The 17,560-nt window shown below is 59.3% G+C and carries 14 protein-coding genes; 7 read left to right on the top strand and 7 right to left on the bottom strand.

Features of this window, described 5'->3' with window-relative positions; all coding sequences use genetic code 11:
- The first annotated feature begins 26 nt into the window (after nt 1-26).
- From ACQR3R_RS05645 to ACQR3R_RS05625, 5 genes are all read left to right on the top strand, one after another.
- Nucleotides 27-1,601 (top strand): dipeptide ABC transporter ATP-binding protein, encoded by a 1,575-nt coding sequence (locus ACQR3R_RS05645; protein WP_428271031.1) that lies wholly within the window; start codon nt 27-29, stop codon nt 1,599-1,601.
- A 135-nt stretch (nt 1,602-1,736) separates the two neighbouring features.
- Nucleotides 1,737-3,152: a sigma 54-interacting transcriptional regulator gene (locus ACQR3R_RS05640; protein WP_428271030.1), complete on the top strand. Its 1,416-nt coding sequence runs from the start codon at nt 1,737-1,739 to the stop codon at nt 3,150-3,152.
- A gap of 272 nt (nt 3,153-3,424) precedes the next feature.
- A complete protein-coding gene (locus ACQR3R_RS05635; RefSeq protein ID WP_428271029.1) occupies nt 3,425-4,816 on the top strand; it encodes a GntP family permease in 1,392 nt (463 codons plus the stop codon).
- A gap of 7 nt (nt 4,817-4,823) precedes the next feature.
- Nucleotides 4,824-5,597 (top strand): 3-hydroxybutyrate dehydrogenase, encoded by a 774-nt coding sequence (hbdH, locus tag ACQR3R_RS05630; protein ID WP_428271028.1) that lies wholly within the window; start codon nt 4,824-4,826, stop codon nt 5,595-5,597.
- A 162-nt stretch (nt 5,598-5,759) separates the two neighbouring features.
- Nucleotides 5,760-7,721: an acetoacetate--CoA ligase gene (locus tag ACQR3R_RS05625; RefSeq protein WP_428271027.1), complete on the top strand. Its 1,962-nt coding sequence runs from the start codon at nt 5,760-5,762 to the stop codon at nt 7,719-7,721.
- Nucleotides 7,722-7,795: 74 nt separating this feature from the next.
- On the opposite strand, the gene ACQR3R_RS05620 is transcribed toward ACQR3R_RS05625, so the two are convergent.
- Nucleotides 7,796-8,905, bottom strand: coding sequence for a PilT/PilU family type 4a pilus ATPase (locus ACQR3R_RS05620; protein WP_428271026.1), 1,110 nt, complete (start codon nt 8,903-8,905; stop codon nt 7,796-7,798).
- 120 nt (nt 8,906-9,025) lie between these two features.
- On the opposite strand from ACQR3R_RS05620, the gene ACQR3R_RS05615 reads away from it, so the two are divergent.
- Both ACQR3R_RS05615 and ACQR3R_RS05610 read left to right on the top strand, forming a co-directional pair.
- Nucleotides 9,026-11,563 (top strand): PAS domain S-box protein, encoded by a 2,538-nt coding sequence (locus ACQR3R_RS05615; protein WP_428271025.1) that lies wholly within the window; start codon nt 9,026-9,028, stop codon nt 11,561-11,563.
- A gap of 55 nt (nt 11,564-11,618) precedes the next feature.
- A complete protein-coding gene (locus tag ACQR3R_RS05610) occupies nt 11,619-11,894 on the top strand; it encodes a peptidylprolyl isomerase (RefSeq protein WP_008066899.1) in 276 nt (91 codons plus the stop codon).
- Nucleotides 11,895-12,084: 190 nt separating this feature from the next.
- Here ACQR3R_RS05610 and ACQR3R_RS05605 read toward each other — a convergent pair whose 3' ends face one another.
- From ACQR3R_RS05605 to ACQR3R_RS05580, 6 genes are all read right to left on the bottom strand, one after another.
- Nucleotides 12,085-13,020, bottom strand: a complete 936-nt coding sequence (locus ACQR3R_RS05605) for a PfkB family carbohydrate kinase (RefSeq protein WP_428271024.1) — start codon at nt 13,018-13,020, stop codon at nt 12,085-12,087.
- A gap of 493 nt (nt 13,021-13,513) precedes the next feature.
- The gene (locus tag ACQR3R_RS05600; protein ID WP_428271023.1) at nt 13,514-14,731 is read right to left on the bottom strand and encodes an alanine racemase; all 1,218 of its coding nucleotides are present in this window, start codon (nt 14,729-14,731) and stop codon (nt 13,514-13,516) included.
- Between the two features lie 39 nt (nt 14,732-14,770).
- Entirely contained in the window at nt 14,771-15,535 is a 765-nt protein-coding gene (locus tag ACQR3R_RS05595) for an IclR family transcriptional regulator domain-containing protein (RefSeq protein WP_428271022.1), read from the bottom strand.
- A 146-nt stretch (nt 15,536-15,681) separates the two neighbouring features.
- A complete protein-coding gene (locus tag ACQR3R_RS05590) occupies nt 15,682-16,071 on the bottom strand; it encodes a Rid family hydrolase (protein ID WP_428271021.1) in 390 nt (129 codons plus the stop codon).
- A 31-nt stretch (nt 16,072-16,102) separates the two neighbouring features.
- Nucleotides 16,103-16,900 (bottom strand): ATP-binding cassette domain-containing protein, encoded by a 798-nt coding sequence (locus tag ACQR3R_RS05585; RefSeq protein ID WP_428271020.1) that lies wholly within the window; start codon nt 16,898-16,900, stop codon nt 16,103-16,105.
- Nucleotides 16,897-17,559, bottom strand: coding sequence for an ABC transporter permease subunit (locus ACQR3R_RS05580; protein WP_428271019.1), 663 nt, complete (start codon nt 17,557-17,559; stop codon nt 16,897-16,899). The genes ACQR3R_RS05585 and ACQR3R_RS05580 overlap by 4 nt, the downstream gene beginning before the upstream one ends.
- Between the last annotated feature and the right edge of the window lies 1 nt (nt 17,560).

The following is a 17,560-nucleotide window of genomic DNA, read 5'->3' as shown; positions in this document are numbered from 1 at the left end:
CTCAGATCAGTAACCGGAGTGTTCCCATGAGCCACAACCTGATCGAAATCCGTGACCTGTGCGTCGCTTTCAATGGCCAGACCGTGGTGCACAACCTGTGCCTGGACATTCGGCCCGGGGAATGCCTGGCGCTGGTGGGCGAATCGGGTTCTGGTAAATCGGTCACCGCGCATTCGATCCTGCAATTGCTGCCAGAGACCGGCACGCGGTCGACCGGCAGCATTCGTTATCGCGACAAAGAGTTGCTCGGCGCCTCCAGCAGGGTTCTGCGCGAGCTGCGCGGCAACCGTATAGCGATGATTTTCCAGGAGCCGATGACCTCCCTTAATCCGCTGCACACCCTCGAAAAACAGATCGGCGAAACCCTGCTGCTGCACAAAGGCCTGACCGGCAAAGTCGCACGGGAACGCATTCTTGAGTTGCTGCATCTGGTGGGCATTCAAAAACCCAAAGAGCGCCTCAAGGCCTATCCGCATCAACTGTCTGGCGGTCAACGCCAGCGCGTAATGATCGCCATGGCCCTGGCCTGCGAGCCGGAATTGCTGATCGCCGACGAACCAACCACCGCACTGGACGTGACGGTGCAGCGCAAGATTCTGTTGCTGCTCAAGTCACTGCAACAGCGTCTCGGCATGTCGCTGCTGTTGATCAGTCACGACCTTAATCTGGTGCGCAGTATCGCCCAGCGCGTCTGCGTGATGAAGGCCGGCGAAATCGTCGAGCAGGCGCCGTGTGAAACGCTGTTCACCGAGCCCAAACACCCTTACAGCTGCGAGCTGCTGAACGCCGAGCCGGAAGGCGAAGCGTTGCCCCGGGATGAACGTGAGAACGTGTTGGAAGTCGTCGATTTGAGTGTGCAGTTCCCGCTCACCGGCGGCCTGTTCCAGCGTAAAACCTACCTGCGCGCGGTGGACGGCATCAGCCTGACCGTACAGCGCGGTAAAACGCTGGGCATCGTCGGCGAATCCGGCTCCGGCAAATCGACGCTGGGCCAAGCCATCCTGCGCCTGCTCGACTCCGACGGCAGTATTCGCTTTCAGGGTGAAGCACTGGATGGCCTGACGCAGAAGCAACTGCGGCCATGGCGCAAGAAAATGCAGGTGGTGTTCCAGGATCCGTTTGGTAGCCTCAGCCCACGAATGTCGGTGGCGCAAATCATCAGTGAAGGCCTGGAAGTACACAGTCAGTTAACGGCTGAGGAATGCAACGCCGAAGTGATTCGGGCATTGCAAGAGGTTGGCCTCGACCCGCAAAGCCGTCATCGTTACCCGCATGAATTCTCCGGTGGCCAACGGCAACGCATCGCCATTGCGCGAGCGCTGGTGCTGAAACCGGCGCTGATTTTGCTCGACGAACCGACCTCGGCGCTGGACCGCACCGTACAGAAACAAGTGGTCGCCCTGCTCCGACAGCTGCAGGAGAAACATGGCCTGACGTATCTGTTCATCAGTCACGACCTGGCGGTGGTGCGCGCCCTGGCCCACGACATGATCGTGATCAAGGACGGCAGGGTTGTGGAAAGCGGTGCCAGCCATGACGTGTTCGATGCGCCCAGCCATCCGTACACCAAGGAACTGTTGGCAGCAGCGCATCCGCGCTAGCGACCGAAAGACCAGGTCGCCCCCATCGCGAGCAGGCTCTCTCCCACAGGGATTTGTGTGCGGCATAGATCAATTGTGAGCACGAACTTGCTCGCGACACGGCCAGTACCCGCCATAAACATTCAGGATTCCGTTATGAACACCACCGAAAGCCTCAAGGACTACCAGCGCGTTCGACTGCTGGCGATCCGTTCGTTGTTCGAGATCATTGAACAGTCGAGTGAAGGCACGGTGATTGTCGATCGCGATGCCAACATTGTCTGGATGAACGAGCGTTACGCCCGGCGCTTTGGCCTGGAGTCTGCTGAAGTCGCCATCGGCAAGGCCTGCGAAAGCGTCATCCCCGGCAGTTTGCTGCGTGAAGTGGTGCGCACCGGGCGCCCGATTCTGCTGGACATGCAAGACACGCCCAAAGAGCCGCTGGTGGTCATGCGCCTGCCGATTCATGACGATGCCGGCGTGGTGATCGGCGCGATTGGTTTTGCACTGTTCGACGAATTACGCAGCTTGTCGCCGATGCTCAAGCGCTACATGAGCATGCAGGAAGAATTGGCGTCCACGCGCTCACTGCTGCGAGCACGGCAGACCAAATACAACTTCGCGCATTTTATCGGCACCAGCGCCGCCAGCCTTGAGGTCAAGCGCCGTGCCCGGCGCAGCGCCAGCGCTGAATCACCGGTGTTGCTGCTGGGCGAAACCGGCACCGGCAAAGAGTTGCTGGCGCAAGCCATCCACAACGCCTCGCCGCGTGCCCACAAAGCCTTCGTCAGCATCAACAGCGCGGCGATCCCCGAGTCGTTGCTGGAAGCGGAGTTTTTCGGCACCGCGCCCGGCGCGTTCACCGGCGCCGACCGCAAAGGGCGGGCCGGTAAACTACACATCGCCCAGGGCGGCACGTTGTTTCTCGATGAAATTGGTGACATGCCGCTGCCACTGCAAAGCAAACTGTTGCGGGTGCTGCAGGAAAAGGAATTCGAACCCGTCGGCTCCAACGAAGTGATCCAGAGCGACGTGCGCGTGATCGCAGCGACTTCCACCGACCTTGAAGCGGCGATCAAACGCGGCGAGTTTCGCGCCGATTTGTACTACCGACTCAACGTCCTGCCGATTCAAGTGCCGCCATTGCGTGACCGCCTCGACGATTTGCCGGCCCTCAGCGAGGGGATTCTTGAGGAATTGCGCAGCCGGCATGAATTGAATCAGGAGGCGCTGGAACTGCTCGGCCAACACGCCTGGCCGGGCAACATCCGCGAACTGCGCAACGTGCTGGAGCGCGCGGCGCTGCTCAGCGATGACGTGCTGTTGAACGCAGTGGACATACGCGCGGCGATTGGCACGTTGATGCCGGTGGAGCGCCCTGCTCCGCGACTCATCGAATCTGCGACGCAGCAGACTTTCAGCGAAGCACGGGCACAATTTGATCGCCAGTTGATCGAAACCACCCTGGCGCAATGCGGGGGCAAGGTGATTGAAGCGGCAGCGCAGTTGGGGCTTGGTCGTTCGACGCTGTACAAAAAAATGGTGGCACTAGGGATTGTCGAGTCTCAATAACGAGACGAAAGTCTCCATGCAGAGAACGCACAAAAGCATCGCGATGCAGACTCTCTACCACAGGGGAATCCCAATCAAATGTGGGAGCGAGCCTGCTCGCGATAAGGTCTCATGCAGAAATATATCTCAATAAAGAGACAATTCACTTCAGACTCACGGCCAGCCTTAAAATATATCTATATATTTCAACAACTTATTCACCTGGCACGAATCTCGCTATCGCCCTCTCCCACACGTACTACCCAAAAAAATAACAATCCAGGAGACACACCATGAGTGTGATCATTGCCTTGGCAGCCCTCGCGCTGCTGATGCTGGCTGCTTACCGTGGCTACAGCGTTATCCTTTTCGCCCCGATTGCCGCCCTTGGCGCTGTCCTGCTCACCGACCCTTCTGCCGTTGCGCCCGTGTTCACCGGCGTGTTCATGGAGAAAATGGTCGGTTTCATCAAGCTGTATTTCCCGGTGTTCCTGCTCGGTGCGGTGTTCGGCAAGCTGATTGAATTGTCCGGATTTTCGCGATCGATCGTTGCCGCTGCCATACGGTTGCTGGGCACCCGCCAGGCGATGCTGGTCATTGTGCTGGTCTGCGCCTTGCTGACTTACGGCGGCGTTTCGCTGTTTGTGGTGGTGTTTGCGGTGTACCCGTTTGCCGCAGAAATGTTCCGCCAGAGCAATATTCCAAAACGCCTGATCCCGGCGACCATCGCCCTCGGCGCGTTCTCGTTCACCATGGATGCCTTGCCCGGCACCCCGCAAATCCAGAACATCATTCCCAGTACGTTTTTCAACACTACGGCCTGGGCCGCGCCTTGGCTGGGCCTGATCGGCACGGTATTCGTGTTTTGCGCCGGCATGCTGTTTCTCATGCGCCAACGCAACAAGGCGCAACGGGCCGGCGAAGGGTATGGCACCGAGTTGCGCAACGAGCCGGAAACGGCTGAAGACATCACGCTGCCCAACCCGTGGGTCGCGTTGTCGCCGCTGCTGATGGTCGGCGTCATGAACCTGCTGTTCACCCACTGGATTCCGCTGTGGTACGGCAAGACTCACACTTTGGCGCTGCCGGGAATGGCCACACCGATCACCACTGAAATTGCCAAACTCACGGCCATCTGGGCGGTTCAGGCCGCGCTGCTGATCGGCATCCTCATGGTCCTGGCATTTGGTTTCAAGGCGATTCGCAGCAAACTGGCCGAAGGCAGCAAAAGTGCGGTCAGCGGCGCGCTGCTGGCAGCGATGAACACCGCTTCGGAATACGGTTTTGGTGCGGTAATCGCCTCCCTGCCAGGATTTCTGGTGCTGGCCGACTGGCTCAAGGGCATTCCCAATCCGCTGGTCAATGAAGCTATCACCGTGACGTTGCTGGCCGGTATCACCGGCTCGGCCTCGGGCGGCATGAGCATTGCGCTGGCGGCGATGTCCGAGAGCTTCATCAGCGCGGCGCATGCGGCCAACATTCCGTTGGAAGTGCTGCACCGGGTGGCCGCGATGGCGAGTGGCGGCATGGACACACTGCCGCATAACGGCGCGGTCATCACGTTGCTGGCGGTGACGGGCCTGACGCACCGTGAAGCCTATAAAGACATTTTCTGTATTACGATCATCAAGACCCTGGCGGTCTTTGTAGTGATCGGCACTTTCTACGCCACCGGCATTGTGTGAGGCATTAATGACAAATCTTTCGGGCAAAACCGCATTGGTTACCGGTTCCACCAGCGGCATCGGTCTGGGCATTGCGCTCAGCCTGGCCAAGGCTGGCGCCAATTTGATCCTTAATGGTTTCGGTGACGCCGCCACAGTCATCGCCGAGGTCCAGCAGTTCGGTGGCAAGGTCGGTCATCACCCGGCCGACGTCAGTGACCCGGCACAGATTGCCGAGATGGTCGCCTACGCCGAGCGCGAATTCGGCGGCATCGACATTCTGGTCAACAACGCCGGGATCCAGCACGTGGCGTCGGTGGAGGACTTTCCCGTGGAGCGTTGGGATTCGATCATCGCGATCAACCTGTCCTCGGTGTTCCACAGCACCCGCCTGTGCCTGCCGCGCATGCGCGCCAAGAACTGGGGCCGCATCATCAATATCGCCTCGGTGCACGGCCAGGTCGGCTCCGTGGGCAAGGCTGCCTATGTCGCGGCCAAGCATGGCGTGATTGGCTTGACCAAAGTGGTCGGCCTGGAAACCGCGACCACCCATGTCACCTGCAATGCGATTTGCCCGGGCTGGGTGCTGACGCCGCTGGTACAGAAGCAGATTGATGACCGCGCCGCGTCCGGTATTGACCCGCAGCAGGCACAACATGACTTACTCGCTGAAAAACAGCCATCGCTGGAGTTCGTGACGCCGCCACAACTGGGCGAACTGGTGCTGTTTCTGTGCAGTGAAGCGGGCAGCCAGGTGCGTGGCGCGGCATGGAATATCGATGGCGGGTGGTTGGCACAGTAGCCCCGCGCCAGACCATTGCGGCGAGGAAACTCGCTCGCACTGGGTAGCGAAGCGCACCACGTGTGTCATCGACGACTGCTGCGCAGCCGAGCGGGAGCAAGCTCCCTCGCCACAAAAAGCTATTTGCAAAAGCCTGAGTACACATAAAAAAGAGGCAAAGCCATGTCCGATATCCTCTGGCAACCCAGCGCCGAGCGCATTGGCAAGACGCGCATGGAGGCCTTTCGGCGCTTCATCAATCAACGGCACAACCTTCAGATTGAGGGCTACCCGGCGCTGCATCAATGGTCGATTGATCAGCGCGAATCCTTCTGGCAAGCCATCGTCGACTATTTCGACATTCACTTTCATCAACAGCCAGAGGCCGTGCTGGTTGAAGGCGCGCAAATGCCCAGCGCCGAATGGTTTCCCGGCGCCACGCTGAATTTCGCCGAGCACCTGTTGCGCCGTCGTGACGATGCGGTGGCAGTGGTCGCCATCGGTGAAAACGGTCAGCGCGAACAACTGACCTGGCTCGAACTGGCGCAGCACGTGGCCGGTTTCCAGAACAGCTTGAAAGCTGCCGGTGTCGGCCTCGGCGACCGTGTGGCGGCATGCATGCCCAATACCTGGCAGACCCTGGTGGCGATGCTCGGCACCACCAGCCTTGGTGCCATCTGGTCATGCTCATCGCCCGATTTCGGTACGCAAGGCGTGATTGATCGCTTCGGCCAGATTGAACCGAAAGTGCTGATCACCTGCGCCGGTTACCGCTATGCCGGCAAAGAGATCGACCAGACTGCCAAGCTCAATGAAATCCTCGCGCGCCTGCCGTCGCTGCAACAGTTGATCGTCGTGCCGTACACCCGGCCGCAGGTACGCGTCGATGATTTTCGCACCGAGGCGAACGTGACGCTTTGGGAAGATTTTTACGACGTCGGTGGCTCACCGGAATTCGTCCCGGTGCCCTTCGCCCATCCGCTGTATATCCTCTATTCCAGCGGCACTACCGGCGTCCCCAAATGCATCGTCCACAGCGCTGGTGGGGTGTTGCTGCAACACGTCAAGGAACATGGTCTGCACGCCGATCTGGGGCCCGGTGATCGGCTGTTTTACTACACCACGTGCGGCTGGATGATGTGGAACTGGCTGGTTTCGGCGCTGGCGGTCGGCAGCGCCGTGGTGCTGTATGACGGCTCTCCGTTCCATCCCGGCCCCGAGCGCCTGATCGACTTGATCGACGACGAACACATCAACGTTTTTGGCACCAGCCCCAAATACCTCGCGACCCTGGAAAGCAATGGCCTCAAACCCAACCAGAGCCACGACCTCGGCAGCCTGAGAACCTTGCTCTGCACCGGGTCGGCGCTGTCGCCGCAGAGTTACGATTATGTCTACCGCGACCTCAAGAGCGACCTGTGCCTGGCGTCAATGTCGGGCGGTACCGATATCGTTTCGTGCTTTGTGAATGGCAACCCGCTGCAACCGGTGCGCCGTGGCGAAATGCAAGGCAAGAGCCTCGGCATGGCGATTGAAGTGTGGAACGACGACGGGCTGCCGGTGATCGGCGAGAAAGGCGAACTGGTGTGCACCCGGCACTTCCCGGCGATCCCCATCGGCTTCTGGAATGACCCGCAGCAGGAAAAACTGCGCGCCGCGTATTTCAGCCAGTTTGCGGGGGTGTGGGCACAAGGTGATTACGCCGAGCAAAGCCCAGAGGGCGGGATGCTGATTCACGGCCGCTCGGATGCCGTGCTCAACCCCGGGGGCGTGCGTATCGGCACCGCGGAAATTTATCGCCAAGTGGAAAAAATCACCCAAGTGCTCGACAGCGTCGCCATTGGCCAGCAGTGGCAAAATGATGTGCGGGTGGTGTTGTTTGTGCGCTTGCGCGAAGGCGTCGAGCTGAACCCGACGCTTGAACAGCAGATTCGCCAGGTGATCCGCACCAACACCACGCCACGGCATGTACCGGCAAAAATTGTGGCGGTAACGGATATCCCTCGCACCATCAGTGGCAAAGTGGTCGAGCTGGCAGTGAGGAACGTGGTGCACGGCCAGCAGGTGAAAAATACCGACGCACTGGCCAATCCCGAGGCGTTGCAGCAGTTTCGTGACCGCCCCGAACTTATGGATAACGCGTAGGAAACCGGCTTGCCGGTGATGACGATCTCGCGGGCGCCATCACCGGCAAGCCAGCCTCCTACCGTTGAACGACGTTAATCCATCAGCCCCCAATCTCCCGGCGGGGCATGTGGATCGGGCGCGGCTTCAGCGTGCAGTTTGAGCCGCAGGCGCAAATTGTTCAGCGAATCGGCATGCTTCAGAGCTTCCTCTTCGCTGATCGCGCCCTCCACCACCAGATTGAAGAGTGCGCTGTCAAACGTCTGCATTTCCAGCGTCGATGACTTCTCCATGATGCCTTTAAGCTCGGTTAGCGCGTTGCTGCGGATCAGGTCACTGATCGTCGGCGTACCCAGCATGACTTCTACTGCCGCCCGTCGCTGGCCATCTCGGCTGCGCACCAGTCGCTGCGAAACGCACACCTTTAAATTGTTGGCGAGGTCGTTCAGCAGTTGCGTTCGACGCTCCTGCGGGAAGAAATTGATGATGCGGTCCAGCGCCTGATTGGCGTTATGGGCATGCAGGGTAGAAATGACCAGATGACCGGTATCGGCAAACGCTAACGCATGTTCCATGGTTTCACGGTCGCGTATTTCCCCGATCAGCACCACGTCGGGAGCCTGACGCAGGGTGTTCCTCAAGGCAGCATGAAAACTGCGGGTATCGACGCCCACTTCACGCTGATTGATGATCGACCGGTTGTGCCGATGGATATACTCCACCGGGTCTTCAATGGTGATGATATGACCACTGCTGTGGCGGTTGCGGTAATCGATCAACGCCGCCAGCGACGTGGACTTACCCGAATCGGTGGCGCCGACAAACAGGATCAGGCCTTGTTTGAGCATCACCATTTCCAGCAGCACGTCGGGTAAACCCAGGTCTTCGAAGCGCGGAATATCGAGTTTTATGTTGCGGGCCACGATCGATACATCGTTGCGTTGCTTGAAAATGTTCACCCGAAAGCGTCCAACGCCGGGCAATGATATGGCCAGGTTCATCTCCAGCTCCCGATCGAACTCCAGTCGCTGTTCGGCGTCCATGATTGAGGCAGCGATGGCGGCGACCTCACCCGGTTTGAACGGTTGCTCTTGCAGGGCTTCAAGCACGCCGTCAAACCGTGCGCTGGGCGCTGCACCCGTGGACAGGTAGAGATCGGAGCCATTGCGACTGGCGAGCATGTTTAACAGTGCATCGATTACCATGGCAAAAAACACCCGCGAAGCATTCTATGAAAAAATATGACCCGAAACGGGTCATTCAGCGTCTACCGCCTGACAAGGATAGTCGACGCAGCCACACCGACTTAAGTGCAGGACATCTTGATGAACGCATCACCGATCGGCAGCGATGCCCAGGCCTTGATCGCCCGAATTGACTGGAGTCGCAGCCCCCTGGGCGCCGCCAGTAACTGGCCACAGAGCCTGCGTACCGCCGTGGACATCGTGATTCATTCGCCGATGCCCATGCTTTTGTTATGGGGCCCGGAGTTAACGCAGATCTACAACGATGGCTTTGCCTTGCTCGCCGGCAGCAAGCACCCGGAGGCTTTCGGACAACCCGCGCACCAGATATGGCCAGAACTTAAAGACTTTACCGACCCTATTTACAGCGCTGTCCTACAGGGGCAAGTGCGAACCTACAGCGAACAGCGCTTTACCCTGCAGCGCGACGGCAAAGAATCCGACTTTTGGCTGGACCTGACCTACAGCCCGATCCGTGATGAAGCCGCGCAAGTGACCGGGATATTGGTCACTGTCATCGAAACCAACGAACGCCGCAGCATCGCCCTGGAACTCGAACAGCGCTCGGCGTCCAGCCTCAAGGCGCAGCACGAAACCGAACAACGCCTGCAATTGGCACTGGCTGCCACGGACGCCGTGGGCACCTGGGATTGGGACATCCGCGAAGATCGCTTCATCGCCGATGCGCATTTCGCTCAATTGCACGGTGTGGACCCGGCCAAGGCCCGCCAATTGCCAATCACCGACTACCTGCACGGCGTGCACCCCGAAGACCGGGCGCTGATCGCTCGCAGCATCAAGCATTGCATCACCCACGGCACCGAATACGCCGAGGAATATCGGTTGTTGCAGGCCGATGGCCAATTGCGCTGGGTATTCGCTCGCGGGCGTTGCTACAAGGACCATCATGGCCGGCCGGTACGGTTTCTCGGCGCTGCGCTGGACCTCACCGAACGCAAGCACACCGAGCAGGCGCTGCGTCAGAGCCAGACAGAATTGCAATTGATCATCAACGCGATGCCGGTGTTGATCAGCTATGTCGACCATGAACAACGTTTCAGGCTGAACAACGCCGCCTACTTGCACTGGTACGGCCGCACGCCTCAGGAACTGTACGGCAAGACCATCCGCGAGGTGCTGGGGCACGAGGCATATGCGTTGCGCGCCGAGCACATCAAGGACGCATTGAAGGGCAAACCTTGCAGTTTCAGCCTCAATACACGACACCACGACGGCAGCATTCGTCACGCGTTGACCAATTACCTGCCTCGCCACGGACCGGATGGTGCAGTTAACGGTTTCTACATCTTCGTGATCGACGAAACAGAACGCAAAAAGACCGAAGAAGCGCTGCGCAACCTCAATGAAACCCTGGAGGAGCGCGTGGCTGCACGCACGCAACAATTGGCCGAAGCCAACCAGCGTTTGCAAAATGAGATGTTCGAGCGTGAACGCGCCGAAGACGCCTTGCGTCATGCGCAGAAAATGGAAGCAGTCGGCCAGTTGACGGGCGGCATCGCCCATGACTTCAACAACATGCTCACGGGCATTATCGGCAGCCTCGATTTGATGCAACGCTACATTGCCGATGGGCGCGCCGACGAAATCGGCCGTTTTACCGAAGCAGCGGTTTCATCCGCCAACCGGGCAGCCGCCCTCACCCATCGATTGCTTGCGTTTTCGAGGCGCCAGTCACTGGATCGCAAGCCACTGGACGCCAACGATATGGTGCACTCGCTGGAAGATCTGCTCAGCCGAACCAAAGGCGATCACATAGGACTCACGCTGCGCCTGGCCGAGACAGTCTGGCCGGTCAGCACCGATGTCAGCCAATTGGAAAACGCGCTGCTCAACCTGGTGATCAACGCTCGCGACGCAATGCCCGACGGTGGCGAGTTATTGATTGAAACGGCCAACGTTTATCTCGACGGCAGCGACCTCACAACGCTGGAACCGATCAAGGCCGGGGATTACGTGATGATCGCCGTCAGCGACAACGGCACCGGCATGACACCTTCGGTATTGGCCAAGGCGTTCGACCCGTTCTTCACCACCAAACCCATCGGCCAGGGCACAGGTCTTGGCTTGTCGATGATTTACGGTTTTGCGCAGCAATCAGGCGGGCACGTCAATCTCGATAGCCAACCGGGCAAAGGCACTTGCGTGCGCCTGTACTTGCCACGCCTGCACTACCCGGAGCCGCAAGATACGCTGGTGCCGGTCACCAGCGAGGCCCCTGCGGCATTTGCCGGTGAAACGGTGTTGCTGGTGGAGGACGACCCGGCGGTGCGCATGCTGGTACTGGACCTGCTTAACGAGCTGGGCTACCACGCCCACGAAGCGGAGGACGCGAAAAGTGCCCTGCCGTTGCTGGAATCAGATCGGCGAGTAGACCTGCTGGTGACCGATGTCGGGTTGCCCGGCATGAATGGTCGGCAACTGGCAGAAATCGCTCGTCAGCACCGGCCTGACCTAAAGGTATTGTTCATGACCGGTTATGCCGAAAAAGCCACTGAGCGCCAGGGTTTCCTGGAGGAAGGCATGGACATGGTGGCCAAACCCTTTTCCATCGACCTGCTGGCGAACAAGATTCGTACGATGATCGGCCAACCCGAGTGAGTTGAGGCATAATCGCCCGCCCCGCTGTCACCACCGTTGCAAGGTACTCGCCCCAATGAAAGCTCAAGCCCGCCATATTCTGGTGAAAACCTCGGAAGAAGCCGAGCAACTCAAACAACGCATCGCCAAGGGCGAAGCCTTCGATGTGTTGGCCAAGAAATACTCCACCTGCCCCTCCGGCAAACGCGGCGGCGACCTGGGTGAAGTCCGGCCAGGACAAATGGTCGGGGTGATTGACGCGGTGATCTTCAAAAAACCATTGCGAGTCGTGCACGGCCCTATCAAGAGCAAGTTCGGTTATCACTTGGTGCAGGTGTTTTTCCGCGATTGAAGCGCTGACTCAAGGTTCCAATCCCCCACCGAAGACCCTGTGGCGAGGGGATTTATCGAAACGTCGCACCGCCCCGCTGGACTGCGCAGCAGGCCCGTTGTGGTTAACCTCCCCGGCCCAACGGGGATAAATCCCCTCACCACAAGGATTGGATTTCAAGCCTTGGTGGATTAAACCTTCCGCTTGGATTTCAAACCTTGGGGATCAACGCTCCCGGCACCTGAATAACCCGACTTGCCAACCAATGCCCAGCCTCGGCGGCTTTGACCGGGCTTGCACCTTTGAGCCGGCCCGCCAGATACGCAGCACTGAACGAATCCCCGGCCGCGGTGGTGTCGACCACAAGCTCAACCTTTTGCGCCGGCACTTCGAACACTTGATCGTCGCAGCGAATCAAGCAGGTTTCGGCGCCACGCTTGAGCACCACCTCAGGTGTACCGATTTGTTGGTAGGCAGCAAATATGGCGTCGGTGTCGGCAAAATGAAACAACGCCTGTTCGTCATCAACCGTCAGCAACGCCAGGTCCACGTAAGGCAACAGGCTGCGATAGGCGGCGCGGGCCTCTTCGACCGACGCCCACAAACGCGGCCGGTAGTTATTGTCGAAAACAATCCGCGCGCCGCGTTGCCGCGCATCAATCACGGTTTTCAGCAACTTCTCCCGCCCCTGCGCGCCCAGTACTGCCAGGGTGATGCCGCTGAAATACAACACGTCGTAATCCGGTAGCGCGTCGAGAATCGGCGCGGCGGCCGCCGTGGTGAAACAATCGCGAACAGCGGCCTCATTACGCCAATAAAGGAAGCGCCGCTCTCCCGCCGCGTCGGTCTGGATGCAATACAAACCAGGCAAACGGCCGGGCAGACGCTGGACCATGCCGAGCCCGATATTTTCTTCTGCCCAACTGCGGCACATGGCATCGCTGAAGCTGTCATCGCCCAGTGCGGTGACGTAATCCACGCGGCCAGCGCTGCCTAGTTCGCGGGACAGATAAACCGCTGTGTTCAACGTATCGCCGCCGAAGCTTTGTTGCAGGCTGCCATCGGCGCGCTGTTGCAGTTCGATCATGCATTCGCCGATCAGGGCGATGCGAACAGTGTTGAGGCTAAGGGTACTGAAGGTGTTCATCGTGTGAAGTCTCTGGTGTTTCGGTGTTGTCTGGACGGCCGCCATCGCGAGCAGGGTCGCTCCCACATTGCAACGCGGTTCAGTGTGGGAGCTAGCCTGCTCGCGATGGCCGCGCCTCGGTCCCAAACCCTAGAAGCAAGCCTCCATGGCCTCCCACACTGCAACGCGGTTCAGTGTGGGGGCGAGCCTGCTCGCGATGGCCGCGCCTCGGTCCCAAACCCTAGAAGCAAGCCTCCATGGCCTCCCACATTGCAACGCAATTCAGTGTGGAAGCGAGCCTGCTCGCGATGGCCGCGCCTCGGTCTCAAACCCTAGAAGCAAGCCTCCATGGCCTCCCACACTGCAACGCAATTCAGTGTGGGAGCGAGCCTGCTCGCGATGGCCGCGCCTCGCTCTCAAACCCTAGAAGCAAGCCTCCATGGCCTCCCACATTGCAACGCGGTTCAGTGTGGGAGCGAGCCTGCTCGCGATGGCCGCACTTCGGTCCCAAACCTTAGAAACAGGTCTCCATGCTTTCGATCACATTCAACTGCTCATCCACCAGGCACCCGGTCCGCCACTTGTCGAACGTGAGGCACGGGTGCGAAGTGCCGAACGAAATAATGTCGCCCACCCGCAATTCAATACCCGGCGCCACCGTCATGAAAGCATGTTGGTCCATCACCGCCGTCACTTTGCAGGCGCTGACGTCGTCACCCGTCGCCGGCACGACGCCGGCCTTGTAGCGCAGCAACGGCACCGGCAAACCGGCGTCATAGGCCACGTCGCGTTTGCCCAGGGCGATCACCGCAAAGCCTGCTTCCGGCAACGATTGCACGTGTGCCCAGACTTCCAGCGCCGGGCGCAGGCCTTCGTGCAGATCACTGCGACGGTCCAGCACGCAGCATTGCGCTTCCTTGTAAATGCCATGGTCGTGCGCCACATAACTGCCTGGGCGCAACACACTGAGGAAACGTCCACCGGCGTTATGCGCCTCGAAAGATTCGGCGATCAGGTCGTACCAGGCGGAGCCCGACGCCGTGATGATCGGCTTGGGAACGGCGAACGCGCCGCTGTCCTGCAGCTGCACCGCCAAGCGCACCAGTGAAGCGGCAAACGCGCGAATACCTGTTTGCGCGTGGTCGCCATGGATAACGCCTTCATAGCCCTCAATGCCGGTCAACGCCAGCGCCGGTTGCGCGGCAATAGCCTTGGCCAGCGCCACCACTTCTTCTTCAGTGCGGCACCCGCAACGACCGCCCACCACGCCGTACTCGATCATCACATTCAGGCGTAAACCGCGTGCAGCGAAGTACGCACCGAGGTCCGCGACGTTATCCGGGTGATCGACCATGCAATGAAATTCGAAACCCGGGTCTGCCAGCAGGTCGGCGATCAATGCCATGTTCGGCGTGCCGACCAATTGGTTGGCCATCAGCACGCGACGCACACCCTGCGCGTAAGCGGCACGGGTTTGCGTGGCGCTGGCCAGGGTGATGCCCCAGGCACCCGCGTCCAATTGGCGACGAAACAACGCAGGCGTCATGCTGGTCTTACCGTGGGGAGCAAGTTCAGCACCGCTGTTGCTGACGAAGGCCTGCATCCAGCGAATGTTGTGTTCCAGGGCGTCGCGGTGCAACACCAGCGCCGGCAGGCTGACGTCACGCACCAGGTTGGCACCGGTCTGGGCAAAGCCCTTTTCCACGGCGGCAGTATTTTCGGCAGTAGACATGGTGGAACTCCTTACAAGCGCGGCAGCAGGCCGGCGCGGTTATTCGTTGATGCGCCGGGCCAGATTGTTGGCACTGTCGATCAGCACTCGGCGATAGTCGTTGTAGTTGTTTTTGGCATCCGCCCGTGGGGCGACGATGCACAAGGTCGCAATCGCGATACCGCCGGGGTCTTTGACCGGGGCGGCGAAGCAGTGGGTAAAGGTGTCGGCAACGCTATCAAAAGAGAAAAACCCATCGATGTCCGCCTGACGGATTTCCCGCAGGAATTGCTCCATCGGCAGGCGCTCGCCGCTGGGCAGGATGAAGTCATCGTGATCGATCAGGTCGTCGATTTCCTGATCGCTCAGGTGCGCCAGCAGCAGGCGCCCGGAAGCGGTCCAGGGAATGGGCGCGTTCTCGCCGATATCGGAAGAAATACGGAAATGCCGCTCGCCCTCTTTCATCAAGGCCACGGTGTATTTGCGCCCGTTAAGCAGGCACATTTGCGCGGTTTCACGGGTTTGGCTGACGATCTCCTGCAAAGCATGATCGGCCTCACGGGTCAGGTCGAAATGACGCAAATGTGCCTGCCCGAGAAAGTACAACTGGCGCCCGAGATAAACGTGACCGTCCTTGCCCACAGGCTCCAGGATGCGCCGCTCCAGCAATGAGGCAACCAATTCGTAGATCGTCGATTTCGGGCTGTCGATGCCGCTGGCGATTTCATTCGGACGTAACGGTTTGCCGACTTCCTTGAGGAAATCGAGAATATCGAACGCCCGGTCCAGACCACGTGCCCGGCGCTTGATGGTGTCTTCAGTCATGTCTTCAAGTCCCCTTCAAAATGCCGGGAGTTTAACCAGAGAGCAGCGGCAACCGTTAGGCCGACTTCGCGGGTAAGCCACGCGCCCACATCGGAACGCGTTGCCCTGTGGGAGCGGGCTTGCTCGCGAAGAACCCACCGCAAATCTCAAGCCTTTTTCCTGTACGCGACACAGTCGATTTCAACCTTGCAGTCGACCATCATGTTCGCCTGCACACAGGCCCGCGCCGGGGCGTGTTCGCTTTTGAAGTACTCGGAGAAAACTTTGTTGAAACTCCAGAAATCCCGAGGATCTTCCAGCCAGACGCCAGTGCGCACCACGTCTTCCAGGCCATAACCGGCCTCTTCGAGAATGGCGATCAGGTTCTTCATGGTCTGGTGAGTCTGCTCGACGATGCCACCCACAATGATTTCGCCATCCAGCGCCGGCACCTGGCCAGACACGTGCAGCCAACCATCGGCTTCAACGGCGCGGGCGAAAGGACGGGGCTGGCCGCCACCGGCGGTGCTGCCAGTGCCGTAACGAGTAATGCTCATGAGTGTTTCTCCTGATTGAAAAGTTAAAAGATTAAAAACGCGTGTTCTTCAAAAACTCCGCCAGTCGCGGCGATTGTGGGCGCTCGAACAGTTCCTTTGGCGGACCCTGCTCCTCGATACGCCCCTGATTCATAAACACGATTTTGTCCGACACCTCGAAGGCGAAGCGCATTTCGTGGGTCACCAACAACATCGTCATGCCTTCATCGGCCAGGCCTTTGATCACGTTCAATACTTCGCCCACCAGTTCCGGGTCGAGCGCTGAGGTGACTTCGTCGAACAGCATCAAGCTGGGGTTCATCGCAATCGCCCGGGCAATCGCCACGCGTTGTTGCTGACCGCCAGACAGCTGACCGGGAAAATGATCGCGGCGCTCAAGCAAGCCGACGCGATCGAGCCATTTTTCGGCCAGGACGACCGCTTCATCCTTGTGCAGTTTTTTGACCTTGAGCAAGCCGAGCGTCACGTTCTGCAACGCGGTGAGGTGCGGGAACAGGTTGAATTGCTGAAACGCCATGCCGGTCATCGCACGATGGCGGGCGATGGTTTTCTCCGGGTGGCGCACACGCTTGCCATTCACTTCGTCATAGCCGATGGACTCGCCATCGAGCACGATCTGCCCGCCCTGAAATTCTTCGAGCATGTTCACGCAGCGCAGCAACGTGGTCTTGCCCGAGCCGCTGGAACCGATCAGCGTGACAACGTTGCCGCGCTGCATCGTCAGGTCGACGCCCTTCAGCACCTCGAGTTTGCCGTACTGCTTGTGCAGACCGCGAATGTCCAGCAGGGCCTGAGCGTTTTGATTCGTGGAAGCTTGAGGTTGAGTCATGGCAAGGCCACCCGCTTTTCAATGTGCCGCCCGAGTAATTCGATGGCGTAGTTGATGACGAAAAACAGAAATCCAGCGAACAGGTAAAACTCCAGGGTCATGAAGGTGCGAGCGATGATCTGTTGCGTACTGAGCAGCAACTCGGCCACGCCGATCACCGACAGCAACGTCGACGCCTTGACGATCTCGGTGGATGAGTTGACCCAGGTCGGCAAGATTTGCCGCAGCGCCTGGGGCAACAACACGTAGCCCAGGGATTGGTAAAACGTCAGGCCGATGGCCTTGCTCGCCTCCATCTGTCCTCGCGGCAGCGCTTGCAAGGCACCGCGCACTATCTCTGCCACATGCGAGCCGCAGAACAGCGTCAAGCCCAAGGCGCCGGCCTGAAACGCGCTGATTTGCCATCCCAACGCAGGTGCCATGTAGAAGCAGGCCAGCACCAGCACAAACACGGGCGTGCCGCGAATGATGTCGACGTAAAAACGGAACGGCGCACGCATCCAGAACTTGCCATAGGTCAGCACCAGTCCGGCAAAAACGCCGATCAGCGTGCCCAGTAATATCGCCAGTGCCGAGACCTGCACACTGGTCACAAAGCCTTGCCACAGCACTTCCCGGGCAACCCACAACTCATGCAACCAACTCGGTGATTCGTACATG

The sequence above is a fragment of the Gordonia sp. IEGM753 genome, from assembly GCF_050321825.1.
GTDB lineage: Bacteria > Pseudomonadota > Gammaproteobacteria > Pseudomonadales > Pseudomonadaceae > Aquipseudomonas.
Note: the sequence above shows the minus strand (reverse complement) of the source record. Positions and strands in the feature narration are given on the sequence as shown.